Source organism: Paenibacillus sp. FSL R7-0312, assembly GCF_038004445.1.
In the GTDB taxonomy this organism is placed as follows: domain Bacteria; phylum Bacillota; class Bacilli; order Paenibacillales; family Paenibacillaceae; genus Paenibacillus_AQ.
The window spans coordinates 2,667,277-2,692,343 of record NZ_JBBORE010000001.1 but is presented as its reverse complement, the minus strand read 5'-3'; the positions used below and the strand labels follow the sequence as shown (position 1 = coordinate 2,692,343).

16 protein-coding genes are annotated in these 25,067 nt (G+C 41.5%); 7 read left to right on the top strand and 9 right to left on the bottom strand.

Annotated elements, in window-relative coordinates; genetic code table 11:
- Positions 1-11: 11 nt before the first annotated feature.
- Positions 12-1,589: a recombinase family protein gene (locus tag MKX70_RS11865; RefSeq protein WP_042239183.1), complete on the bottom strand. Its 1,578-nt coding sequence runs from the start codon at positions 1,587-1,589 to the stop codon at positions 12-14.
- Between the two features lie 876 nt (positions 1,590-2,465).
- On the opposite strand from MKX70_RS11865, the gene MKX70_RS11860 reads away from it, so the two are divergent.
- Positions 2,466-2,732, top strand: coding sequence for a hypothetical protein (locus tag MKX70_RS11860; protein ID WP_042239188.1), 267 nt, complete (start codon positions 2,466-2,468; stop codon positions 2,730-2,732).
- 132 nt (positions 2,733-2,864) lie between these two features.
- Here MKX70_RS11860 and MKX70_RS11855 read toward each other — a convergent pair whose 3' ends face one another.
- From MKX70_RS11855 to MKX70_RS11840, 4 genes are all read right to left on the bottom strand, one after another.
- Positions 2,865-8,642, bottom strand: a complete 5,778-nt coding sequence (locus MKX70_RS11855) for a DUF4011 domain-containing protein (RefSeq protein WP_052416713.1) — start codon at positions 8,640-8,642, stop codon at positions 2,865-2,867.
- A gap of 371 nt (positions 8,643-9,013) precedes the next feature.
- Positions 9,014-10,612: a recombinase family protein gene (locus MKX70_RS11850; protein ID WP_197072991.1), complete on the bottom strand. Its 1,599-nt coding sequence runs from the start codon at positions 10,610-10,612 to the stop codon at positions 9,014-9,016.
- Complete coding sequence (locus tag MKX70_RS11845) at positions 10,590-12,071, bottom strand: recombinase family protein (RefSeq protein ID WP_081956672.1); 1,482 nt, start codon at positions 12,069-12,071, stop codon at positions 10,590-10,592. Before MKX70_RS11845 ends, MKX70_RS11850 begins: the two co-directional genes overlap by 23 nt.
- Positions 12,068-12,250, bottom strand: a complete 183-nt coding sequence (locus MKX70_RS11840; RefSeq protein WP_042239193.1) for a hypothetical protein — start codon at positions 12,248-12,250, stop codon at positions 12,068-12,070. The genes MKX70_RS11845 and MKX70_RS11840 overlap by 4 nt, the downstream gene beginning before the upstream one ends.
- Before the next feature lie 100 nt (positions 12,251-12,350).
- Here MKX70_RS11840 and MKX70_RS11835 point away from each other — a divergent pair, with 100 nt between their 5' ends.
- A complete protein-coding gene (locus MKX70_RS11835) occupies positions 12,351-12,686 on the top strand; it encodes a helix-turn-helix domain-containing protein (protein WP_042239196.1) in 336 nt (111 codons plus the stop codon).
- Positions 12,687-12,848: 162 nt separating this feature from the next.
- Here MKX70_RS11835 and MKX70_RS11830 read toward each other — a convergent pair whose 3' ends face one another.
- Complete coding sequence (locus tag MKX70_RS11830; protein ID WP_042239199.1) at positions 12,849-15,617, bottom strand: TrlF family AAA-like ATPase; 2,769 nt, start codon at positions 15,615-15,617, stop codon at positions 12,849-12,851.
- A gap of 271 nt (positions 15,618-15,888) precedes the next feature.
- Here MKX70_RS11830 and MKX70_RS11825 point away from each other — a divergent pair, with 271 nt between their 5' ends.
- Entirely contained in the window at positions 15,889-16,107 is a 219-nt protein-coding gene (locus MKX70_RS11825; RefSeq protein WP_042239201.1) for a hypothetical protein, read from the top strand.
- A gap of 183 nt (positions 16,108-16,290) precedes the next feature.
- Here the strand turns inward: MKX70_RS11825 and MKX70_RS11820 are convergent, their stop codons facing one another.
- Complete coding sequence (locus tag MKX70_RS11820; RefSeq protein ID WP_042239204.1) at positions 16,291-17,118, bottom strand: hypothetical protein; 828 nt, start codon at positions 17,116-17,118, stop codon at positions 16,291-16,293.
- Positions 17,119-17,311: 193 nt separating this feature from the next.
- Complete coding sequence (locus tag MKX70_RS11815; protein WP_042239206.1) at positions 17,312-17,494, bottom strand: helix-turn-helix domain-containing protein; 183 nt, start codon at positions 17,492-17,494, stop codon at positions 17,312-17,314.
- A gap of 476 nt (positions 17,495-17,970) precedes the next feature.
- Between MKX70_RS11815 and MKX70_RS11810 the strand changes: the two genes are divergently transcribed.
- From MKX70_RS11810 to efeB, 3 genes are all read left to right on the top strand, one after another.
- Positions 17,971-18,948 carry a LacI family DNA-binding transcriptional regulator gene (locus MKX70_RS11810; RefSeq protein WP_340840058.1) on the top strand — a complete coding sequence of 326 codons (978 nt, stop codon included), beginning with the start codon at positions 17,971-17,973 and terminating at the stop codon, positions 18,946-18,948.
- Between the two features lie 758 nt (positions 18,949-19,706).
- The gene (efeO, locus tag MKX70_RS11805) at positions 19,707-20,630 is read left to right on the top strand and encodes an iron uptake system protein EfeO (RefSeq protein ID WP_340840057.1); all 924 of its coding nucleotides are present in this window, start codon (positions 19,707-19,709) and stop codon (positions 20,628-20,630) included.
- Positions 20,631-20,635: 5 nt separating this feature from the next.
- On the top strand, positions 20,636-21,985 hold the full coding sequence (gene efeB / locus MKX70_RS11800; protein ID WP_340840056.1) for an iron uptake transporter deferrochelatase/peroxidase subunit: 1,350 nt from the start codon (positions 20,636-20,638) through the stop codon (positions 21,983-21,985).
- 130 nt (positions 21,986-22,115) lie between these two features.
- Here efeB and MKX70_RS11795 read toward each other — a convergent pair whose 3' ends face one another.
- The gene (locus MKX70_RS11795; RefSeq protein WP_156123358.1) at positions 22,116-22,535 is read right to left on the bottom strand and encodes a hypothetical protein; all 420 of its coding nucleotides are present in this window, start codon (positions 22,533-22,535) and stop codon (positions 22,116-22,118) included.
- A gap of 65 nt (positions 22,536-22,600) precedes the next feature.
- Between MKX70_RS11795 and MKX70_RS11790 the strand changes: the two genes are divergently transcribed.
- A complete protein-coding gene (locus MKX70_RS11790; protein ID WP_340840055.1) occupies positions 22,601-24,418 on the top strand; it encodes an FTR1 family iron permease in 1,818 nt (605 codons plus the stop codon).
- Positions 24,419-25,067 lie beyond the last annotated feature (649 nt).

Sequence of the window (25,067 nt, the reverse complement as noted above, 5' to 3'; positions counted from 1 at the left end):
AAGGGGATTACTTAAGATCCCAATTGACCCAATGGAGTATAAATCTCCACTTCACCATCAATACTCACAACCAACTTCTCAATCAGCTTGGATATAACTATTCTCATTTCGTCCAAATGAGCGAAATCCAGATCAACAAGGCTTTCCAATGCTGCTCTAATCTCATCGTAAACTTTGTCCATATTGATTTGTTCTTCCTTATTCTGAGATGTCTTTGCTATTAAAGATTGCAGTGAGACAATCTCCTCTTCATACTGTTGTTTTTCAAACCGATATTGTTCTTCATCGATCTCCCCGAGAATGTTCTGTTTTCTCAATTCGAACAACAACTTACGGTTTCCTTGGATAGCCTTCTCCAACTTCTTTAGATCCTTATCCATATCAATGGCTGACTTCTTCCTCAAAATTCTTTCTTTACTTTCCGTGGTTTCTGTCTCAACGTTTATCACTCGCTTCAACTTCTTGCTCACTTCATTGATGACGGTATCTCTAAAATTGTTGTAAGGAATCCAGGCATTGTTGACACAGCCTGTCTCTCCTTGCCTTCTCCTGGTGGAGCAGATCAAATAACGGTATTCTGGACCGTCCTTCCTCGACTTCCCTTTACAGGTCACTAGAGAGGCCCCACAGTGCTTGCAAAAGATGATACCAGCAAACACATTCACTCGATTCCTGACGCCTCCACGCCTTCCTCCTCCACGTTTTAAGCGAATCTCCTGCGCAAGTTCGAACGTTTTATCGTCAATTATGGCTTCATGAGTTTGTTCGGCTGATCTTTCCCATTTTGCCTTTTCCCTCTGTACTTGTTTTTTGCTTCGGTCAGACATGTTGTTGATGTCATTATAGACCTTTTTCACTTCGTATTTACCAAAGACATTCTGCCCTGTATACACCTCGTTGGTTAGAATTCTCTGAATTGTCGTAATACCCCAAACTCCACCTTTCGGAGAAGGAATCTCCATATCCTTATTAAGGTACTGTACAATTGCCTTTTCCCCCATCTTTCGGGATACATATAAATGGAAGATGAGTTCGACGATATAACTATAATTTTCATCAGGTGCAAGAGTCTTTTTATCACTACTCACGATTTTTCTATATCCAAAAGGAGCAACACTTCCTGTAAAATTCCCTTTTAGCGCGGACTGCCTAATACCACGTTTCGATGAAAGACTGATCTGTTCGCTGAGTTTCTGATTCACTGCGGAAATGATCTGAAATTTGAGCTCATCATTATCCTTTAGCGAATCAAAGCCTTCTTCAATAGAAATCAATCGGATGCCTAAAGCATCCACCAAGATCCTCTTTAGGTTAAGTGAGTCAAGCGTGTCTCTTGAGAAGCGTGAAAGTGAAGCGAATATTATGGTACCAAAATACTTGGATTTGGCATCCTGGATCAATTTCTGAATCTCTTCCCTTGCTACGATGGATGTTCCTGTGTCACGATCTTCATAAGAATACTGTACATCTAAGTCAAGCACTCTTGCCTTTTCTTCACAGAGCCCCCTCTGGTGCTCAGGGCTGTCTTTTTGGGAGTCTTTTGTGGTAGATACACGTACATATATGGCTGTTACATTAGGATTTATCATCTGAAAATCACCTGATTCATCATGGTTGTCTGTCCTTAGAAGTCTCCCTATTATAGCTCATACCAGGATGTTTGGAGAGCACCTTGCGAATGGTATCATCAACCAATTCTTCAATAATTCTTTCAAGTGCCTTTTCCTTTTCAACGGACTTAAAAACGACCTTAAGCTGCACAGACATCACCTCTGGTTATGCCTATTACGAACTAAGATTGTCCTATTCCATTAGATTTCGTATTCTAATGTGTTCAAAGTGATAATGCTTTCCGCTGCTCCATATAATCTGATAACGAATATATTCCAGAGTAAATATGAAGTTAACTCAGTTAACCTGGATTATAAGGTAAACCCAAGTTAATCTTCATATAGAGAGGGGGTTAACATGGCATCAGAAACATTGGAGTTAAGGTGAACCCAGAAATTAAAGAAAAAGTCTCACATGATTGCGGTATCAGGACTATCCAGCAAGGAATGGTTTGAAAGCGTGATTACCTTATATGAACTTCAGACGTACAAGCAGCATGACAGTGCGAAGAAATATTTAAGTGACTTGGAAATCCTTCAGGAGCACACCTCACGAATTAATGAAATATTTTCCTCTTTAATCAAAAAAGTTATTTTGATGATAACAACTACACCTCAACAGAGATTGCAAAGGTTACCCTAGAGAAGCAGGGAATTATTGAAGAACTTGAACAACTAGTACAATTTCTGAACAAAGAATTAACTGAGGTCAATCGTGAATTATCAGAGACTCATAAATCGTGGAAGCAATTGGATGAACTGTGTAGTGCACAGAAAGAGACAATATTCCATCTACAATCTGAACTTGAACGTCAGAACGCTCGAATCTCAAAGTTCAATCAGGAAGAATTCGACATGTTGACCAATGAACTTAGGGGATTAAAACAAACGCTAGAAATTGCAACATTGCGTCATGAAAAAGAAATTCAAGAATTGATTGCTCAACACCAACAGGAAGTTATTGAGAAATATTTGAGCAATTCGAAATCAACTGGAGAAAGACAAAAAGGAAGGCCACCGAAGAAGGCAGTTCAGGAAGCGTCTTTGCCTATAGAAGTGCCGTCGATTCAGGAAAGTTCGAGTAATAACGCCTACAACAAAGATCATGATGACGAAAGGTAACCGTTCTCAAATATCAAAGGTGACAGCCTATGTCTTATAATGAGCCATCATTTTTTTAAATTGAGAAAAACAGAAAAATGGCACGCAAACTTATATTACGTTTGCACGCCATTTTTCTAATTAAACATTTTCTTAAACCAAGTACCTTATTGATTCTAGATAATTCTCAAGTCGATTGACTTCAAATCTCCGCTTTTTGAACCACTCTTGTGACCAAATTCTATAAATTTTCCATCCAAGCCCCTCCAAAACTTGCTGACGAAGTCGATCTCTATCCCGCGCGACTTTTGAACTGTGATAAGCCTTTCCATCGCATTCAATGCCCAACAGAAACTTATTGTCATTGAGTGGATCAACAATAGCTAAATCAATTCGATATCCTGAGCAGCCAACTTGAGTTTTAACTTTGTATCCCATGTCCGTAAGAACGTTGAATACATCCTCTTCAAAAGGTGAGTCAAACTCCATCTCTTCATGTGCTGTCATGCTGATCGGCAACTTGCCATCCATAGTGGCTTGCATATAATCCTTTAGCAAACGCAAACCAGTATTCCCGCTTACTTTTGTATCAGATAAATCAGATGGCTTTAAGGAACTAATTAACTTCATATGATATTTGGCTCTGGTAACAGCTACATTTAACCGTCTTTCTCCACGAGTTTTGCTTAATGGTCCAAAATTGTAATGCAACGTTTGATCAGCTGCCTTAGCATAGCCCACACTTAAGAAAATGACGTCACGTTCATCACCTTGAACATTCTCCAGACTTTTGATGAAAAACTCTTCATGAGCCCCTTCTTGAAAGAAACGTTCAAATAACGTATTTGCATTTCTTAGTATGGTCAGTTCATTCTCTATAGCAGAAGCTTGAGCCTCACTGAACGCAATCACTCCTAGAGATTGATTAGGGTGTTCTTTAAAATGCTCAATTACTAAATTAGCAATCTGTTCTGCTTCTTTTTTATTCGTTTTATTTCCGCCTCGATCGTAAACACCATCTTTAACATAAACAAATTCTGTTCCCAGATAAGGTCCATTATCCGAACTTGGGAAAGTAATCAAATTGTTGTGATAAAAAGCCTCATTCGAAAAAGTGATTAACGACTCATGTTTACTACGATAATGCCAACGTAAATTAATCGGAGGGAGAACATGAGCGCACTCATCCAGAATACTTTCATATGAAACTTCTTGATCCTCTTCTTGTTCGTCATCGAAATCTTCTTCTATCGTACTGCTATGGAAAAAATTCGTTGGAGGTAATTGTTTAGTATCACCTACAACAATCAACTGTTTTCCACGTACAATAGCTCCGATTGCATCCTCTGAGAATATTTGTGATGCTTCATCGAATATCACTAAATCAAACTGAATTACAGAAGCATCCAAAAATTGACTTACAGACAACGGGCTCATAAGTAAACATGGTTTTACCTCCATGAATAAAGGTGCTGTAAGATTTAAAAGTTTTCTTATCGGATAGTGTCTTTTTTTCTTTCCTATTTCCGCTTGTATGATTTGAAGTTCTCTACGAAACGCAAGCGAATTTATCGCGTGATTTCGATTTGATTCTAATCTTTCCTTTATACGGAGGACGTTCAACTGATTGCTCTTTACATCCAGTTTTCTAAAAGAAGTCACATCAGTATTCATTGCGTCTGCATCAAAGTCAAATAAAAGCGGTTCATTTTTATAAATTTTATCTAGCCAAAGTGTAAAGAATCTCTTTTGGAATAGATCTTTAAACGTGAAATCGCCAATATTCTCATTTTTTATTGCAAGCATAAATTTGCCGAGACCTAAATTAGATGCAATGTCTTCAAGACGTCGATATCTGATCCAGTCTTCCAAAAGATCAATTGAATCAATACGTATTTCCGAAAAGTGAATAAGATCCTCCAATTTGAGCTCAGAGAAATCAAATTCTTTGAAGATAACAGATACAGTAAAATACAAATGCAGATTTTTTTTTAGGTTCATGTTTTTTTCATATTCTTTTTCCGCCTGCTCTAACCACTCCATGATGTGGACTTTTTTTCCTTTTCCTTCTGAAGTAACATAATTCAGCAACTTAGACGGCATCGCCATATTAGCAAACAAGTTATGCCATTCATCCGTCCATGCTAGTGCATCAAAGATTTGTTCCCAATTCGTGTTGTACCCAGTGAATCGATCACCGAATACAACTTTAAGATTCTCCAATTCACTATCGATAATCTGTTTATACATTTTGACTTGGACTGCCATCTCTAATGTATTTTTAATCTCGTCGAATGTTAAGTCAGTGTCCACAAAATATGAGCTAAGTTTAGAGAATCCATACTGCCAATCTTCGACTTGGCGTTTTATTAATTTAAGTGTATTTCCAAATTCAGCATATGGCCAATATAATTCTGGACCTTCGTAACCCGAAAAGAATTTTGGCAGTGCCTCCCGATACTTTGGAATTTCTTTTTCAATGGTACTTAAACATTGCACCAGGGGAGTTACATCAACATGAACTCCCTCTCCACAGAGCATTGTTGTTTTAAATTCTTTAGTAATCTGAACATTACTTTTAAATAACAAAGTGAATTCTTCGATAAACCTAAAAAACTTATCCCATTCCGTATCATTACCTTTAAAAGAACTCCCCAGAATATTAATGTTATTTTCGAAACTTTCGTCTAGCTCCTTGGATTGTTGCTTAAGGATAATCTTATTTTTCAAATCTTGTTTTAAGGAAATCACACTCAGATTCATTGGATTCTGAAGATGACAACTAAATTCATCCACAAAATTAAAATACGCATCCACATTTTCCGATTCAATTTGAAGCTTAGTAAATAATTGTTCTGTATTAATCTTTGAAGCATCCGAACCAAATAAACTAATTAAATTTGGATACTCATTGTGAATTCGATTGATGATATGTTTCAAATCGGCACATATTTGTTTCAAATGGGCAAAAGAAGACGTCAGCAACTCGACTTTACCCGCAGGTCTAAGTAGTAGTTCTCTTAACGATACAGTTAGGCTACGTCCTTGATGCCATTCTACAATCTCTTTTGTAGTTGATAGCGCTTGTTCGATGGAAGACCAACTTGTATCAGACAACTGGTAATGCCACCCCAGCGATGTTTGAAATTCAGATTCCTTTTTTTCAATGGACTTCTTGTAATCCAATACTCGTTTTATGTTACGAACGTACTTTTGAAACGTATCAAAGTCTAATTTCTCATTGGATTTCAGATTAGCCCTTAGCCATTTTAAATCCTTTTTATAGGAACCATTAAAGACCCTTAAAAATGACTGGTATGGTCCCTCACACCGTTCAAAAATATCGTAAATGCGCTCATCATACACTTCTTCTTCAAATAATTTAGTGGATTTATCAAATTCAATTTGATATTTACTAAATAACTCCCTACCCTCTCGAATAGTCGTTTGTATACCATGATAATTATTTAAGTTGAACCAACTTTCCTGTGGCTTTGGAGATTTCTCGATAAATCGAATCACAATTTCTAGATTATCAATCAAGGAGATGTTGGTTATTTCCATTCCGAATAGTGACTCAAATTCTGTTTTATATGTGTTTAATAATTTAGTTTTACTGAAAAAATCCCCGAGTAATCCTTTCACCTTTGATTTTTGATCATACAAAATAACATCCTCTGTTCCTGATCTTTGAGTGTTTCTAAATGGCTCAACTAGGGACTCTTTAACTTCGAAATCAATCAAAGCCTTTTCAGCATTGATCTCTAAAAAAGATGGCTTATATTGAGATAACAAATCGCCTCGTAATGCTGCATTCTCTAAGTACTTTTCCTTTAATTTCATGGCTTGATTTAAAACATTTGCTAGATGGTTTACATCGAACCAGATCTCTGTTGGAGTTACACTTTGGTTTAGCAAAGAAAGATAAATTAACAACTGGTTTAGTTCTTTAGCATCTTTCAACTCGTGTATTCCAAGACTAGAGGCTATTTCAGCATAATTAGAGGCATTGGAGAGAACAGGCAGGATATCTTCGATCCCATTTATTAATGCACTTTGGGTTAACAAAAGTTCGTTCAGTTTTGTTTCAGGAATCATCGAAATAAACTGTTCATTTTCAATATATAGTTCGTTATAAAAATCTTGAAGGCGGCTTTCCTCCAATATATCTTCATTGACCTTTGTGGTTAACTCCTTTTTTTCATCAAGAAATGTTGAAAATCTCTCTTGATAATTTTTAGCATCATTAATGATCTGGGAGATATTCCCCCTATCAAACCAACCCACTGGAGGCATGGGAGAATGCTTAGCCATGTCCAATATGTTAGTTGCCTTCTTTAATTCATCTAGCGTAGAAATCTGTAACCCAGTAAATGATTGTATATTTGATACAACTTCAGTCGTGTATTCCAATTGATTTTTCATCTTTTCAAGAAACTTTTTCACTTTAGATTTTATTTCAAGCGAGAAGCTCTCGTCGTTATAGCCTTCCCATGGGTGAAAGTCAGATTTATACACAGTGGCCCGATAACGTTCAAGATCAGCCAGCAATCTATAAATTGATTCAAGCTCAGTAGTTGGGCTAATGTTGAAGTCCACTGTGAATTCAGGGACGTTTTGCAACCTAGAAAGTATTCCGTGTATTTCGTATACTGTCATGTCATACGGTTCTCTGGCTAAATGAACCTTTTCTGAATATGTATTTAGTTTTTCCCTGATGACGTTTATTTCGCCGTATACTTCTTTGGATATTTTCCTATTTGATCCCTGAATATTTAACACATGGTTTATTTCATCTAAAACCTGTCTTTTATTGGCTTTTTGACTATGCATCTCAATACAAAAATCTCCTAACCCTTCACTCTCTAGGCGACTTTTCACTACATTTAATGCGGCCATTTTCTCACTTACAAATAGAACCTTTTTGTTGTTTGCTAAGTTCTCTGCAATAATATTGGAGATGGTTTGGCTCTTCCCAGTGCCTGGTGGACCCTGAAGAACAAAGCTCATCTCATTTTTAGCAGCCAATATTGCTTGCTGCTGGCTTGAGTCCGCATCGAGTATATTGAATATTTCATGGGAAGGGACCTCCCGATCCATACTGGTTTCATCAGGAATTCGTGTGTGATCGAATGTTTGTTTTCTGCTTTCCTCATTAGAAACACCTGCAATTTCTCTGATCAGTGGATGACTTTCGATTATATTTTTATAAGTCTCCATGTCTTTGTACATAACCAGCTTGTTAAAAGAAAACAACGATAAATAAACGTCCTCTTCGACGCCCCAACCCTCAAGATTAATAATAAGTTCTCTTATTTCTCCCCATAATTGATTAACGTTAATACTTGCTGGATCTTCAGGGAGCTCAGGTAAGGTAATACCATGCTGCTCTTGCAACATATGTGCTAAGAAGGGATTGATCACAATCTCATCTTCAAACTGATTTAATGTAAACGGGGCATTCGCACTAATTCTTTTTAAGGTTACAGGCACCAGCAGTAAAGGCGCAAAGAAATCTGATGTAGACGAGAGCTGTGTTTCTTTCCATTTCAAAAGTCCAAATGATAAGTACGAAATATTTATCCCTTGTTCGTTCATTCGGGTCTTTGCAGCCGTTCTAAGTTTATTTAAGGTCTTATTATAATTTTGAATTTCTTCGGCAATTCGTTTCTTCTTCTCAAGTTCTTCAATCGCCATTAATTTGATTTTTTCAACTTGCTGAGTATATTGGGTAACCAATTTATTACAGTCCAATTGCTTTTCTTCCCCAACGAGTGACTTGTATAAGTATGAAGGGGTATCTAAAAAATTTACGCTATTGGTTTTCTTTGGCTTAAAATTGAGCAATGTGTTCCTCTTACTCATATCGATGAGGTTCTTTTTCCAATTCGCTATTCGATTTGATAACTGCTGTTCGATTTGATTGTCCATTTTTATCCACCTATTCGGTATAAAGTCTGCTGACCAGCACCAATACATTCAGCCAGTCCTATGATAATTAGGTAAATTGTACCACGCAGCTCATAGTAATAGAATACAGAATACTAGGAACGGTTAATTAATCATTACCTAAGAACCGAGCTACTTATTTGGACGGTCATTCGATTATAACTTTTGAAACTAAGAAGCCTTATATACCGTAAGGTTTAAGGGGGGACGAGCCCTTTAAAAACTCGGTTTAATACAAGCTACGGGATCGAAAGGCTAATAAAAAACCGAGTTTTTATTTCACTACTATTCTAGCTTTCAACCCAAGAACCGAGGTAGAACAATAAAAAGACTTGCTTCATTATAGAAACAAGTCACTTTATTACTGTGTATAATAAGTCATGCCGTGCTGTGATTCTAACATTCCCTATAGGATCAATGGTAATCTCTTGTACAAACTCAAATAATAAACCACGAAGCAACCTCGAATCGTACTCAAGCTTTTCTTGTTGCTTCATCTGTTGCCTCTTTAATTGTTCCAACTTTATTTGTTCCAGCTTGCCTTTAACGCTTTCTTGATTAAGTTGTAATTTATGAATTTGTTTAATTTGATTTTGATGCTGTATCAATTGTTTATCAACCACACTAATCTTGTGTTCGTAACTTTCTTTAGACAGTGTCAATATTCGAATAAGTGTCTTTACATTGTCCCTGATTTCTTCCATTTCTTCCACATACATACTATGGAGAAAAATAAACTGTTGATCAATTTCAGACTTGACCTTACACAGTTGGTCCTTATAATTTGAAATTGTTTGGCTGAGCACATCACATTTTCTGCCCAAGTTAATGATGTCATCTTCTATGCTCATTAAAACTTTCTGAATGATTACACTTTCATGTTGTTGTCTCAAATTTTTCAAAAGAAAATCAATTATTTCATGTGCTTTGCTCAATTCCACTCTGTAATCGCAAGAGGAACACCAATAAAACTTAGTTCCATATTTTCCTCCTGATTTTCCCGTGGTAGTTTTATCTTTGCCTACAAAATAACATCCACAAGTTTCACATTTAAGAAGATCCTTTAGTAAAAAACTCGTTTTAAAATGCCGTGGAGGAACCTTACCATTGACCCTCTTATCATATAGTTCCCAACATCTCTCCCACTTTTCTAATGAGATAACTGCTGGAATTCTATCGCTGTGTAGCATCTCCCATTTCGATCGGTCATTAAATGAATTGTTTGCTCGTTTTTTCTTTCTTCCCCGTGTCAAGTATCCCGCATAAAAAGGATTCGTTACCACAGCCCGAACAGCCTGGTCTGTCCATTTACAGCCATCATAAGAGTTAGAAGGCAATTTCTGAGCAATCTTATCAAAGCCAAAGTATTCTAAATACATGTTAAAGATATCTTTAATTAGCAAATGCTCGTGTTCAACTGCTTCGAAGAGCTTTGTTTCTGAATTATAACGATAGCCAAAAGGTGGTTTACCTCCACGCCACTTACCTTGTTTGAAAAAAGTATACATAGTATCCCTAGTCCGAATGCGGGTGTTATCTACTTCAAATTTTGAGTTGCCATCCTTGATTAGATCAACTAAAAGATCCCCTGAATCATAAAGACTTTCTGTACTCGCAATGATTACGGGAATTTTATATTTTTTTAAAGTTGAGCGTATCTCTTGGTGTTCACTTGGAATTCTTGCTAGTCGATCATGCTGCGATATAACTACAAAGTCATATTTATCTAAATGAGCATCGGCGAGTAAATATGATACACCGTTGCGTTCTTTCAGCTCCTTTTTCCTTGCCGAAACTGCTGTATCTAAATACTCACCAACAAATTCACATTCATATTTCCGAATAATATCTAAGGCCATGCTTCTCTGGGCATCCATCGTTTGCTTGTCTGTAGAATGCCTTCCGTAAACCCCCCCCCTCATTCCAGGACTAATCAACGTTTTTAAATGCAATTGTAATTTCACCATCCTTGATGTTTACTAATTCAAAAAACGGATGTTTTAATTCAATTCGGGGCGAAAAATCAGGAGGACCAATTTCAATTTTACCTACAATATCTTTTAATACTTCAGCTAACTCTACACTATTCATCTTGTCGAGCTTATCTTGAACGTTTAACTGTGTCCATATAGCTTGGATTCTTGCTGGAAACACCTTTATATAACTCTGAGTTCTCAAAAGTAACTTCTTTTGGTTCTCGTATTGAACTAATTTTGAATACTCTGTCACCATTTCCCTCTGGGTATTAGGATCTTTTTTGAGTATCCACTTTTCCGTAAATCCAATTACGTTATCGTTCAATATTTTCATTTTTTGTTCTAACTCTAAGAGTCTGATTGCACTTTCTGCATTCACTCGATTGATCACATCCATAAGAATTACGCTGTTTTGAGAACAAGCTATGTTTTGGACCCACTTACTTACTTCTTCTAAAACGTACTTCTCTAATACTTGTTGAGGAAACTTGTTTCGATAATGAGCGCTGCAATAATACATAACAGATTCTTTTCCAGCCATTGAAATTAGCTTTCTTTTTAATGGTTCATTACATGTCCTACAGAAAACAAGTTCATCAAGCATACTTACTTCAGATTTTTGCTTACCTCTACTCTGTATTAATCTTTTAAGTATCATCTGAGCTTGGTTCCATTTATCCTCGTCTATAATTTTCAATCGTTTTTGTTCAATTTCTATAATATCCTCATTGAATTTTGCTCTACGGAAGCCCATATATTCAGGCGTGGTGATATACTTTTTAATTTTGTTGTAATTGCTTTTGTGCTTTTCAATAATTCTCTTAGACTCTAAATTCCTAACAAATTCACTGAATGTACGACATTCAGTGAATAATAGTTCATTGAATATCCTCTCAATTTTTTCTACTTTTATTGGATCGGGTTGTATTTCTTTTTTTGAATCAAGGAAGTATCCAAAAGGCAACTTTCCCCCATGATTTTTCCCATCAGAGAATAAAGCAAGTTTAGTATCTCTGATTCGAAGTGCAATCTGATTCACCTCACGCTCGTTAAATCCAGCAATGATCAATTCAAAAAACTCCCCTGCTGGTGAATATTGCAGGGGGAGTTCATTACTAGCAGAAAAAATAACCTGAACGTTATATTTCTTCAATATTTCGTAAATTTCTAAATGCTGTCCAACATTACGTGCTAAGCGATCCCGTTTGTAGGCTATCAAAGTTTTTACATTACCTCGTTTAATGTCAGTAAGTAATCGGGCAAGATTGGGTCGGTCACTAATTTTATTTATACGTGCAGAGACCGCTATATCAATATATTCTTCATCAATTAACAATGAACGCTGAGCAGCGACAGCTTCAGATATGGTTCTCTGCATGGAAATCGAGTTCTCTTGAGATTCAATAGATGAGCGACAGTACAGGACAGTTTTCACAAATCCCTCAACTCCTTCTCTAAAAGGGTATGCTCATCCTCGCCCAAATTTGCTATTTCTGAGTTCAAAGCTTCTTTAAACATATTCACATATAAGGCTAACCATTTTTGCATTGCTTCTGGATCATGAACATATGTGATATTTGTTATTTTTATTTCGTTTACATCAGACTCCCTCATTAAATCCTCCTTTTTGTTCGTTAATTACCATTCTCAATTTCTTCTTATCTCCTTTAAATCCCAATTTTTGTCGCGTATAATTATAATTAGGGGGTGTTCCATGAGAACATTGGGGCAACAGGTTAGAAATATGAGGCTTCAAAGAAATATTGGGTTAAGTGACTACGCTCAAGAGCTCGGAGTGTCTACAGGCTATCTTAGTAATTTTGAGACTGGTAAAACTGAAACAATACAATTAACAATCCTTGAAAAAATACTTAATGACCTGGGACTTGGGAGCTCGGACGTAGAAGTAGATTCAGCAACTGAGCAGCAATTAAATCGAATTAACTCCTTGCTCATAAAATTATATAATGAATCACCAGAGGCATTTCAGTATTTCACTAACAATTTAGAACAAGGGATTGAGTTATTTAACAAACCTAGTAATAAGTAGTATGGTTAATAAAGCGAATGTTATTCATATTAATGAAAAGTTATTTCATATTTATGAAAAAAGAGCCCGTATTCGTTTAATTCGAATTCGGGCTCTTTTTGATATTTAATTTTATAATGAGATGTAATGATTTGAAGAACAGCAAATTATCATCAATAAATATTAAAACGAATATTTTTCTCTTCTTCTCTTGAACGCCTCCTCCGAACCTTCCATGATATGTAAAACAGTATCCCTAACAAGAGGTGTCTCCAGTCCTCCTTCAGCTCTAACTTTTCCCTTTCCCATATTGGCATAAAGAGAATATACAAGTTCTGAATCACCATTTACAGGAATATTCGCATTATGTGTCGATACAATAATTTGTCGCTTGAGCTTTACATTACGAAGTAAAGGCACCAATTCGTTATATATAAAGTCAGAATCAAGTTCATCTTCAGGTTGATCAATGATAATAGGATTATTACCATGTGCAAATAGTAACGCAAGTAGTGCAGTGTTTTTTTGGCCATCGGAAAGCCCATTATCCTCCCATGACCCAGCACGGGTATTATCACTCCTAAATAATGTAATATTAACTTTATCGTTTACTCGAGTTCTCTGTAAGCTTTGCCAGTATTCAATTTGATCTTCTTCAAGATACTTCTTTAGCTCGACGTGTAATGTTTTAACTTCATCCGATGCGATAGTAGGATCAATTAGCCATTTGTTTAGTACTTCCCAAGGGCTAGACTTATCTGACTGAATAAAACAATTGAAAATAGATAATCCAATATCTTCCCAATGCCTACCCAGTCGAGTGTTTCCTCTCAATTGTGGAGGAGAATCCCAAATTTCACAAAAATGATTTTTATCTTGACAGTAATAAATATCTACAGTTATGAAAGCTTGTCCCGATGCAACTGTTGGAATAGAACCTGAACTTAGTATGCCATCAAGTTTGCTCCGCTTTAATTCTGTTTGAGCTTTCCAATTAAGATGGAGATTATCTAAACTAATATATAAATCCTCAATACTTTGTGAAAGAGTTTCTAGGAGCGCTTCTTTTTCATCTAATTGAGTATTTTTCTCGCTTAGATTGGCTTCCAACCCTCTCAATAGTTCAAGCTCTTCAGGCTTTAGTCCTTGCTGTACACAAGCGGATAAAAAGTCCATTTCTGTTTGTTGAAATGCTCTTTGTACAAGTTCCCATTCATCATGTTTGATGGTTAATTCATCTATCTTATTCGAGTAACTTAGAAGAGCAGATTCAATCTCAGACGAAAGTTTAAATTTCGCGTCAATCAACCCTTTATTAAGATCACTAAAATAACTACTCTCTATCCACTTTTGTTCTAGCAATTCTGAATGAGAATCTTTGAATTCTTTAGTTGTATTAGTCCAGTTTTCAAGTAAACACTGTGTCTCAGAAAGTATTTCAGCTATATAAGCATTTGCTTGATTAGCCTGCTTTTTCCGCTCATTCTCAGTGTTTACAGCCACAAAAGAATCCCACTGTCTTTGCAATTCATTTTTCTCCTGGATGATTATTCTTCTGTCCGATTTTGTTCGTTCAAGCCTGTTACTTATCTGAAATAGCTGGTTTATTTTAGATGTTAATTCAAATTCATTTGATTTTAATTGAGCAAGGTCCACACCTGACAAAGTATCTATGAGTGTTGAAAGTGAACTCTGTTGTTGAGCTATATTTGATAGTTCTCTTTGACTATAAATTTTCACATTCATGTTCTTTAATACTGCCGTGGGCTCTTCCACATCTCTACTTATAATCCTTGGTAAAGTTCCACCATCTATTTTAAATTCTATTTTATCGATCAGCCCGTTCTTGTCTTCCCAAACTAATTGAAGTAAAGAGTTTCCTGTTAAAGTCTTCCGAACTCTGTTTAATTGCTCATTAGTCTCATCATTAACGTGACTTGTGCACAATCTTATGTACTCAAGAATTGAAGATTTACCTGATCCACGCCCACCAATTATACAATTGAGATTAGGTGAAAAATTTATTTCTTGATCATCAAGAAATTCAGTATTAGATAATTTAATCGAAACTATTTTATCATGACGCACATCATTTTGAGGAGACTCTGACTGCAAACTAATTCGATCTGTATCTAAAAAGGATTGTTTAAGTGACTCTATACATGGGTGTGACATCTTAATCCAAGTTGCTCTTTTCCCTATGAATCCTTTTTCTCCTTCATTAAGACGGTAAGCATCTGAAGACATAACTGCAGCAATTCTTCTTTCTCTTCTCCACTCCCTATGACAGTTAGAATCCGCTGATATCATCCGTTGCCAATTTCTCGATAATTTCCCAAGCGGTTTTGGCACTTCCATTGCTAGCAGTTCTGAATTAAGGAACATCTCCCTTTGGAAATATTCCGAAATGAAGCTATCATTTAATAAACCACTCTCTGCCAGTGGGTGTGCCGCAATTATTAGTCCATCATTATCGTTTTGTACTTTTCTAACAAGTTCCTTAAAAATAATATCCACAGGAACAATGTTACCGTCTATAACACGCCTATTTCTAATTAAACCTATGTTTGACACTAAATCATCAATGTCTTGGAGAGATTTATCATAATTAAAGATACACAGAAGATGTACTCCCAGGCCCTGTGATATTTCTATCTCAAACCCAGGAAATATCACTATTTCTTCTTTTTCGACTTGTCTTGCTATTACTCGGTTTCTTTCTTGCATCATTTCCAAATATGCCCGTCCAATAAAATTATGATCTGTGACACAAATAATATTTAAATCAATCTCATAACAACGCTTTAAATATAGATCTACTGAATTAATGAGTTGTTCTTGTGTATGCTCTGCGGGTAGATAGGCTGGGTCATCGTGACACCAATTATGACAATCTCCTGGTGTTTGCATTTGAAAGTCGCATTTAAGCCAATTCATTCCTTTGTATGACATTTTCACCCTCCTTTTGTAGATTCAATTATAATTGAAAAACATAGTTCGAGCGATAAATTATATACATGTTTCTTGCTTTTTTATTTTTTTGTCAATCGACTCACTGACTCTGCAATTAAATCCAAAACAATGTAGAATCTCTAAGTCAAAAGTAAAATTTTTACATGCCCCGTGAAAATAAAATAATGTATTTGTTTCTCTATCTCACGGAATGGTTAGAATCCCCATGGTATAATTGCATCAAAACCTTCGTTAAGGAGAGTGTGTTAGTATGTCTTGGGCAATACCAAATCATAAAAAAAGCTACACAGAAGCAGAAATTAAAATGTTAGACTGGATTACCACTAAAATTGCTACTTCTGAAGAAATGACAGCAATCGCCCCAACTATAGCAGAAGCAATGGGACGTGGTGAAGGGGCAATAAGGCAACAAATTGAAGATCGAAAGCAAGCATCTGGAGATAAAAACTTCTTTTGGGCTCAAACGTAAGTTAAGAAATACAAAAAGAGGTCACTTCATACAAGGAAGTGACCTCTTTTTGTATATTCATTATAACATTATTTCACTAAACACTCATTATATGGTTCTAATCACTCCTATAACATATCCCTCATTAAAGAATTGTTCTTTGATACAGAAAGAACCATTATTATATTTCTCTTATGTAATATTTTAACAATTTATATTAGTATGTATTTCCCAATCAACTCCCGTTGAGAACTTTTTCTTTTCATAATCCATACAATCTATATAAAGTGGGGACTCAGCAAGTATTGCAAGAACTGGTGTGGAGACACGAAGCCTATCCGAGCTTTTAATATCATTTATGACTACGATAGGAATATTTATTTCTTCCTGATTTACAACAGTTTTTTTTAATTGGATATTTATTACTGGGTTTAACCTATAGATAAGAAGTGGTTCAATTAAATTAAGTATTTTATCACGGTAACTAGAATGAAACCATTCAAGTGGCATTTCAAATTCTATTTCCCTCTCTGTTTGATTTATAAATTCATGTATTTTAATCACTAAATTTACTTGAGCCATATAAATTTTCTTATCACCTTCCCATATTGGATTATGTAACTTAGTTGTTGCATTGTGTCCATTTTTGAATCTGGCTTTTGTTGAGTTCGTTTTACCGATATATGCAATTTCCTCAGTTAGTAGCCTTAGTGAGGAAACTTGGCTTAACCCTAGTTTTATTGCTGTCATAAAGTAAATCGGGTTAAAGAACTTATCTTCAGAAGGGACCTTCGACAACTTCTGTGATGTAATATTTCCCGCGTCATGTATCCTATGTATCTCCTTAATCTTTAAAACGTACTTCAAAATAGTTGGCTCACCATTAAATCGAAAGTTACCTCGGAGTCTCGAAAAATCTTCTTCAGTAAACCTTACAATCCTGTCACTGTTTTCATAATAACTAAGCTGAAGATCAGGGACTTGATTATTCTCATGTGTTGCTAATACTTCACAGTGATATTCCCATGACATTACATCTAACCTCCATCAACATTGTATAATAATGTATTTTATAATAAACTATTATATCTAAGTTTCATAGAATATAAGATATAATGCAAAAAGTTATTAATCATAACTTCAAGATATTCTGTTACCAATTTTCGATGTCAATCTCCTGATAGAACATTTGTAGTTATCTCCACTTACAACATCATTATTATAATCAAGTTAATGCTATCTGTATTTCAAACCACATCTCATTGGAGATGTGGTTGCGGACGGTTTTTTCGCTAATGAATAACAGTCCGGCAATATCCCGTGTAGTTTTGTCCTGCACTAGAAGCTCGAATACTTCGCGCTCACGATGCGTCAACAGAAATTTGCTATGATGTTCGTTCCCTTTCAATGGTGTCACCCCTCCTTGCTCTGGGTTTGTTTGGTATAACAAGGTAAAGGGATACAGTCAAACCATACTATGTGGGGGGGCAGTTAATGGTGCTGTTGCAGCATTAATTTGGGCGGGGACAAACGCGGATCATGGACAACCAAAGCGTTCTTGACCAAAACGCATAATAAAAACGGCTTCAGCTCCTACCTTAGGGGCGTCATCCGTTGGGGAAAAGTCTATAGAAAGCACGCTGCTAAGTAATAATTAGGCAGAAAATGTTGCTGGAAATCCGTCCGCCCGCAGCGTTAAGCCGCAAACTTTACCGGTCCGTCACGCCCTTTCGGTCACGCCGGCTTAATCCGGTAAGGCTGCTTACAACCCCAGTGTAATTTATGAAATGGATTCCATAGCAAGCTTTTTTATATGCGAAAATGTAAAAATTTCTATGGTAAAATAAAACCATTCGAATTCTGACTTGGAGGGCAGCATACGCCATGGCTAATATTAAAGAAATCGCCCGGATTGCCGGAGTTTCCGTAACGACTGTCTCGCGGGTGCTGAATAATCATCCTTATGTCAGCAAAGACAAAAGAGCCACCGTCCTCGATACGATTGAGCAGTTAAACTACACCCGCAATATGAACGCCGTCCACCTGATTACCGGACGTACCGGTGCAGTGGCGGTGATCCTTCCGTATATCAATGCTTTTTATTTCTCGATTATTATGAATGGCCTTGCTCATGAGGCACTGCTCGCGCAATACCGGCTGATTCTGTGCCAGAGCAATTATTTGGCAGATGAAGAGATTAAAGTCTTGGAGATGCTGCGCAATAAAGAAATCGATGGTGTGGTCATTGTATCGACTGCGCTCAAGCCTGAAATCATTGAGGAGTATACCGCGTACGGTCCAATTGTAACCTGCCAGGACAGCGGGCAGCGCCGTTATTCCTCTGTATATATTGAGCATTATGCAGCTTTCCTGCAGGGGCTGCAGTATTTGAAGGGTAAAGGGTACCGAACCATCGGCTATTGCGAAGGCAGGCAGAATGGCAGCAGCGCCTCTATCCGGCAGACTGCTTTTCGCGAATTCATTGCTGAGCACCAGCTGGTTTTTCAGGAGGAATGGATGATCTATGACTGCACGACGGAAGAAGACGGAGCGGCTGTAGCACGGTCGCTGCTGGAGATGCCGAAGCGGCCTGAAGCTATGATTATTACGGGAGATCATGTGGCAGCCGGACTGATGATTGAGGCGCGCAAAGCGGGTCTCAGCATCCCCGGAGACCTCGCGGTTATGGGCTTCGATAACCAGCCGATCGGCCGGTTGCTGGAGATCACCACCATAGATAACCACCTGTATGAGATGGGTGCATCCGCCTTCCGTATTATTCATGAGCAGATTCGCTCAGACAACCCTGACCCGGTCTACCGCAAGCTGGATTACCGGATTATTGAGCGGTCCACGGTGTAGAATCAGCGATCTGGGATCACTGCTTGTTGCTGCAATAGTTGTGATAGGCATGTCCAACACGCGCTCAAGGTTATACTCGTCCTAGCCAAGCGGTCAATTGCCGGTGGGTAGGCGGAATAATTCGTGCTGAGTTAATCCAGCGTTGTCACGAATGCTTTAAACTTCAATGTGCGGAAAGTTTAAAAAACATTGCGTATACCAGGCATTCCGCCGGGGATTACGCTGTTGTCTCTGGGACACCCGGCAGCAGAGCGAGCTTAAAGTAAGATAATTAAGTTTTGCTTCGGCCAGTAAGGGCATAATGTTGTACGTAGTGCAACTCCGGTTCATGAATGCCCGGGTGTCCGGGAGGAATGTTGTACAGAATACAGGAATTCCCCCGATCTTCTGCTGGAACAAGAGGAATTGTTGCCTTTTCTACAACAATTCTTGAGTTCGGCCGTTGTTATGAGTAAATTGTTGTATTTCGTGCAGGAATCAAGTAGAAACAGTAACGCTGTCCGTTTAGAGGACGGTACCGTTTCAGCGAGAAATAGAAGGATAAGTTATCCGGTGAAACATATACACTCTTTTGTTTCAAATAAACAAGCTGCGTCTTCCGCCTGTCGGGAGGCGTTTTTGGTGTTTTATTTGTGCGAATCCTCATGAATATGATAATTATCACATTTTTATTGACAGGTACGGTATAGAGATTTATGATAGGTCCATCATTGATAACGATTATCATTTACATAAAGAATAAGGGGTGTTCCAACAGAATGAAGATTGGTTATGCAGTACCCGCGGGTTTGCTTGCGGCTTCCCTCCTGTTTGCCGGCTGTGCATCCAAAGATAACAATAATAATGGCAACAACGGCAATAACAGCCATACCTCCGGGAATAATGCTGCTGCCCAGAAGGGCAATGGGTCAACCGGCGCACCGGCCGCAACTGCAGCTTCAACTGCTGCCGCTACGGCGGATTTCACCACGGCCATCGACGAGTACCGGAAATATGTAATTGAACAATGCGACGAATTCGTGAAACAGACTGAAGGCTTCACCGATGCGGTGAAAGCAGGCAAGCTTGAAGAAGCCAAAGCACAGTATGCTCCGGCACGCATGTATTATGAACGGATTGAGCCCATTGCTGAAGCGCTCGGAGATCTGGATCCCAATATTGATGCCCGCGAGAACGATGTTGACGCTGCGGACTGGCGCGGCTTCCATAAGATTGAACAGGCCCTCTGGCAGAACAATACCACAGATGGAATGACTGATGTTGCGGACCGTTTGCTGAAAGATGCGCAACTGCTGCGCGCCAAGGTGGAAACCGCTGAGATTGATGCCAATCTGCTCGTTACCGGAGCCGTAGAGCTGCTGAATGAAGTATCCTCCTCCAAAGTAACCGGTGAAGAGGAACGTTACTCCCATACGGATTTGTATGATTTTGTCGCCAATGTGGAAGGTGCCCAGAAGATCTATGAGCTGCTGAAACCCGAGCTGGCCAAAAAAGACCCTTCGCTGGAGCAAACGATTGGCGAACGGTTCACCGCACTGCTGAATGAGCTGGCGCCGTTCAAATCAGGTGATGGTTACGTTTCCTACGAAACGCTGAAAGAAGATGAGGTTCGGAGGTTAAGCCAGAATCTGGATGCCTTAGCTGAGCCTCTATCCAACATGGGAACTATTCTGGGAGTGTGACCGGTATGAAAAAGAAAGATAAGACTTCCAGGGAAACTCCCGCTACAGAGAGCGGTCTCTCCAAGGATGCTTCTAAAGATCAGCTATTATTCGATAAAAAACTAAGCCGCCGCGATATGCTGCGGCTTACTGGCGCCTCCGGCCTCGGCCTGCTGCTGGGCGGCGGCGGGGTAGGCGGCATTCTGGCGGCACGCAAAGCAGCCGGGCAGCCGGGACAAGCAGTCTCTTCCCCGCAACTCGCGGGAGCGGACATTATTCCATTCTACGGGAATCATCAGGCGGGAATCATTACGCCTGCGCAGAATTTCCTGTGCTTCGCTTCATTTGATCTGACAACAACCAAGCTCAGCGAAGTCAAAAAACTGCTGGAGGCCTGGACTACCGCCGCCGCTGCCCTTACTTCCGGTACGCTGATCGGCAGCGTGAATGACAATCCCAATCTTCCGCCTGCCGACACAGGCGAGGCAGATGGCCTTACCCCCTCCAAATGTACACTTACCTTCGGGGCCGGTCCTGCCTTCTTTGACAGCCGGTTCGGGCTGGCTCCGAAACGGCCAGCCTCCTTCACCGATCTCCCGGCATTCACGGGAGACAGCCTGGAGCCGCAGTGGTGCGGCGGCGATCTCTGTGTGCAGGCCTGCGCCGATGATCTGCAGGTGGCGTTCCATGCCATCCGTAATCTGGCCCGCATCGCCCGGGGCACAGCCGTACTGCGCTGGACGCAGGAGGGCTTCCAGCGCACCGGCAGCGCCGACCCGGCAGGCGGCACACCGCGTAATCTGCTCGGCTTCAAGGACGGCACGGGCAATCCCGACGTCACCGATGACTCCGAGATGCGGAGTGTCGTCTGGAGCGGAAGCGGCGATGGCCCCGCCTGGATGAATGGCGGCACGTACCTCGCACTGCGCCGTGTTCGCTTTCGCATTGAGGTCTGGGACCGCTCTACGCTGAGCGATCAGGAAGCAACGTTCGGGCGTCACCGGCAGAGCGGCGCTCCGATTGGAGCCCGGGATGAATTCGCCGAGCTGAATCTGAAGGCGGCGGATGCCAGCGGCAAGCCTGTCATCCCCCCGGATTCCCATTCGGCCCTCGCCCATGGGGATGGTTCGGTCAAAATGCTGCGCCGCTCCTACTCCTATTCCAGCGGAATGGATCTCAAGACTGGACAGCTGGATGCAGGACTGGTATTCATCAGCTTCCAGAAGGATCTGGTGAAGCAGTTCGTGAGCATTCAGCAGCGCCTCTCGAAGAATGACCGGCTGAATGAATATATGGTCCATACCGGCAGCGCCGTATTCGCCTGCTTCCCCGGTGTACGGGAAGGCGGGTATATCGGGGAGTCGCTGCTGGGGTGAGGTACATTGGAAGCACTGCCCGGATTCAGTATGTGGGATAAACGCTGAATTTTGGTGCTGGATATATCCGGGTGCGTAAGGTTGCGCAGTGTGACCAGAAACAGCGGGATGAACGATGAGGGACGGACGTTCAGGGACGGATGTTCAGGGACAAATAATGCAGGGCAGACTGGAGATTTGAGAACAGGATGTGTGACGGGGAAATTGCGGAAAGAAACGGAGCAGCGGCGGGATTGAGTACATGGAGGGGCGGCTGGCAGCTGGCACGGCGGCAAACGGAATCAGGCAAAATGTTGCACTGGGTACAACTCGAATACCGAGTTTCCTGCCAATTTGGACGGATTGTTGCATGAAATACAACAATCGCTTCGTTTACCAGCCTGGAACCGGTGGAATGCTGCATTTCATACAACAATTTTAGCTTAGGGGCAATATTTGAAAAGAAATGTTGTATTTGGTGCAGGATTGTTAGCGGAGAATCAGGTACAACAGCTGCTGCCGCCCCGAAGTCCCACTGTTCACTGCAGTAACAACCACGCTTCAGGTTCAACTCTTAAGTCCGCCTTCTATAGAGGAAAGATAATAGCATGCTTATTCGCGAAGGGAATGATCCCGATGATCATAACGGTTAAAATCAGTCCATGGCGGCAGATCCAGGCAGCGCTGCTGCTGATCTGCCTGCTTCTGCTGCTGACCGGCGCGCCGGCTTCTGCGTCAGGCGCGCCGCTCGATGAGCTGCTGCCGCCTGTAGGCAGCGCGCTGGTGGAAGCCGGCCAGAGCCGCTGGGACGCGGCGGCGGCCGATGTGGAATCGTTCGCGGCGCTGTGGCGCAGCGCGAACGAAGGCACGCCGGACCCGGCACTCGCCGGTCCGGCAGCTGAAGTCGACGCCGCGCTGGCCGGCCGCGGCGCAGGCCCTTGCGGCCGGCGGCGGAGCGCCCGCCAAGGCCGCCTTGTCCACGCTCGCCAGAAGCGTGGACGCGTACGTCACCGCCGCCGCAGGCGGGGCGGCGGTGACACGGGCGCCGCCGGCCGCGCAGCGGCGGCGAAGCTGCTGCCCGCGGCGGAGCGCACGCGGGATGCGGCGCGCAGCGCCGACTGGACGGCGGCGGCGGAAGCCTACCGCGCCGTCGTGAACGGCTGGACGCCGGCGGAGCGCGGCATCCGCGGGGACAATCCCGCCGTCTACGGTCTGCTGGAGACGAAGATGAGCCTACTGCGCATTGCGCTGCAGGCTGAGCCGCTCCGCGAAGAAACCGCGCTTGCGGAATCTGAGGCGCTGGTTGCGCTGCTGTCCGGCTACAGCGAGGGCAAGGCGGTCGATACCGGTGGTGCGGCAGCGGAGCCCGCCTCCATTGAAGGGCTGATCAGCTACCTGAACCAAGCTTCAGCCTCAGCCAAAGCCGGAGACAGTCCGGCAGCAGCCGCGGTAATGGAGCAGTTCATCACGGCTTGGCCTTCAGCAGAAGGTGCCGTACAACTCGCCTCACCCAAGGTCTATGCCAATATAGAGAATGAGAGCACCGCCGTCACCGGCTATCTGCTCTCCGATCCTCCGAAGCTTGCCGGTGCGCTGGAGATCATGGACAATATGCTCGCCGAGCTGACTCCGCTGGCCGGAGAACAGACGTATACCGCGTGGGATGCGGCACTCATTCTGCTGCGTGAGGGGCTCGAAGCGATTCTTGTGCTCGCCGCACTCCTTGCTTATCTGCGCAGGGAAGCAGAGCCCGCAGCCCGGCGCTGGGTCTGGTCCGGGGCTGCTGTGGGGCTGGCCGGAAGCATCGGCATCGCCGTGTTGTTGACCTATACCATCTCGCAGGCAGCCTCCGGGGGAGCACGTGAGCTGATCGAAGGCATTGCCGGGCTGGTTGCCGTGGTCATGATGCTCACCGTCGGCCGCTGGCTACACGGTAAATCCAATACGGCTGCCTGGAATAAGTATGTGGACCGCCAGATGCAGGGTGCGCTCGCCAAAGGCAATCTATGGTACCTGTTCTTCATCGCTGCGCTGGCCATCCTGCGCGAAGGAGCGGAAACAACGATTTTCTACGCAGGCATGGCCCCGGCCATTGCCACATCCCAGCTGCTGCTCGGGATTGGCGGCGCACTTGCGGTACTGATCGTTCTGGGCTATGCCATCATTGCCCTGAGCGCCAAACTGCCGATAGCCGCCTTCTTCCGTACCGCCACAGCGCTGATCTATTATCTCGTGTTCCGCTTCCTGGGTGAGAGTATCCATGCGCTCCAGGTAGCCGGCAAAATACCCGCACATGCAGAGAGCAGCCTGCCTTCCATCGGCTGGCTCGGCCTGTACCCGACCTGGGAGACCTTTGTGCCGCAAATGCTCATTCTCGCTTTCATCCTCTGGGAGCTGCTTCGCGGCAGACAAGCTTCCCGCAGAATGCGCACACCAAACCGGCTAACCAAATAAACAAACGAATTAAAAAGCCGCAAACTGCTTGAGTGACCTCAAACACAAACACGCAGTTTGCGGCTTTTGATTCTCCGGTTTGCCCTATCAGATTATCCCGCGAACCAAGCACAGAAGCACCGGGGCTTGCCGTTCCTAATTTTCCAATCCGGCACATTACATTCCCCCTATAATCTCTAACCGCTTTCTGTTCTCTGCTTCTACCCTCTTTTCTCTGCCCTACCCTCTTTTCTCTGCCCTACCCTCTTTTCTGCCCCTGCCCTCTTTTCTCTGCCCCTGCCCTCTGCCACGCTCTGCTTACTTTCTGCCTATCCTTCCTCCGCAATTGTTTACTCTAACGTACATTCAGCCCTCCCTCCCTGTTGTACCCTGCCTGCAAAGGAGAATTAAGTGGAAAAACGTCATCTAATAATGGAAGCAACCCTGTTTGCAGTATCATAGTTGGAATAACAACACTTAATTTCACTCAAATAGGAAACAACGAAGATATGAGTAGAATTAAGTAACATAAATCCACTTAAATTCAAAAAAAAGCAGAATATAACTGGTTTAGATAACGAAAATCCAACTAATTTCCCGGCGGGCGGTCGTGTCTCCAGCAGATGCATTATCGGCACATTTCCAGCAAACGCCCTCTTCGGAGAGCCGT

Coding starts and splice junctions, on each gene's coding strand:
- MKX70_RS11865 (WP_042239183.1), bottom strand. CDS start 1,589: ATGATAAATCCTAATGTAACAGCCATATATGTACGTGTATCTACCACA.
- MKX70_RS11860 (WP_042239188.1), top strand. CDS start 2,466: ATGTTGACCAATGAACTTAGGGGATTAAAACAAACGCTAGAAATTGCA.
- MKX70_RS11855 (WP_052416713.1), bottom strand. CDS start 8,642: ATGGACAATCAAATCGAACAGCAGTTATCAAATCGAATAGCGAATTGG.
- MKX70_RS11840 (WP_042239193.1), bottom strand. CDS start 12,250: ATGAGGGAGTCTGATGTAAACGAAATAAAAATAACAAATATCACATAT.
- MKX70_RS11835 (WP_042239196.1), top strand. CDS start 12,351: ATGAGAACATTGGGGCAACAGGTTAGAAATATGAGGCTTCAAAGAAAT.
- MKX70_RS11830 (WP_042239199.1), bottom strand. CDS start 15,617: ATGTCATACAAAGGAATGAATTGGCTTAAATGCGACTTTCAAATGCAA.
- MKX70_RS11825 (WP_042239201.1), top strand. CDS start 15,889: ATGTCTTGGGCAATACCAAATCATAAAAAAAGCTACACAGAAGCAGAA.
- MKX70_RS11820 (WP_042239204.1), bottom strand. CDS start 17,118: ATGTCATGGGAATATCACTGTGAAGTATTAGCAACACATGAGAATAAT.
- MKX70_RS11810 (WP_340840058.1), top strand. CDS start 17,971: ATGGCTAATATTAAAGAAATCGCCCGGATTGCCGGAGTTTCCGTAACG.
- efeO (WP_340840057.1), top strand. CDS start 19,707: ATGAAGATTGGTTATGCAGTACCCGCGGGTTTGCTTGCGGCTTCCCTC.
- efeB (WP_340840056.1), top strand. CDS start 20,636: ATGAAAAAGAAAGATAAGACTTCCAGGGAAACTCCCGCTACAGAGAGC.
- MKX70_RS11790 (WP_340840055.1), top strand. CDS start 22,601: ATGATCATAACGGTTAAAATCAGTCCATGGCGGCAGATCCAGGCAGCG.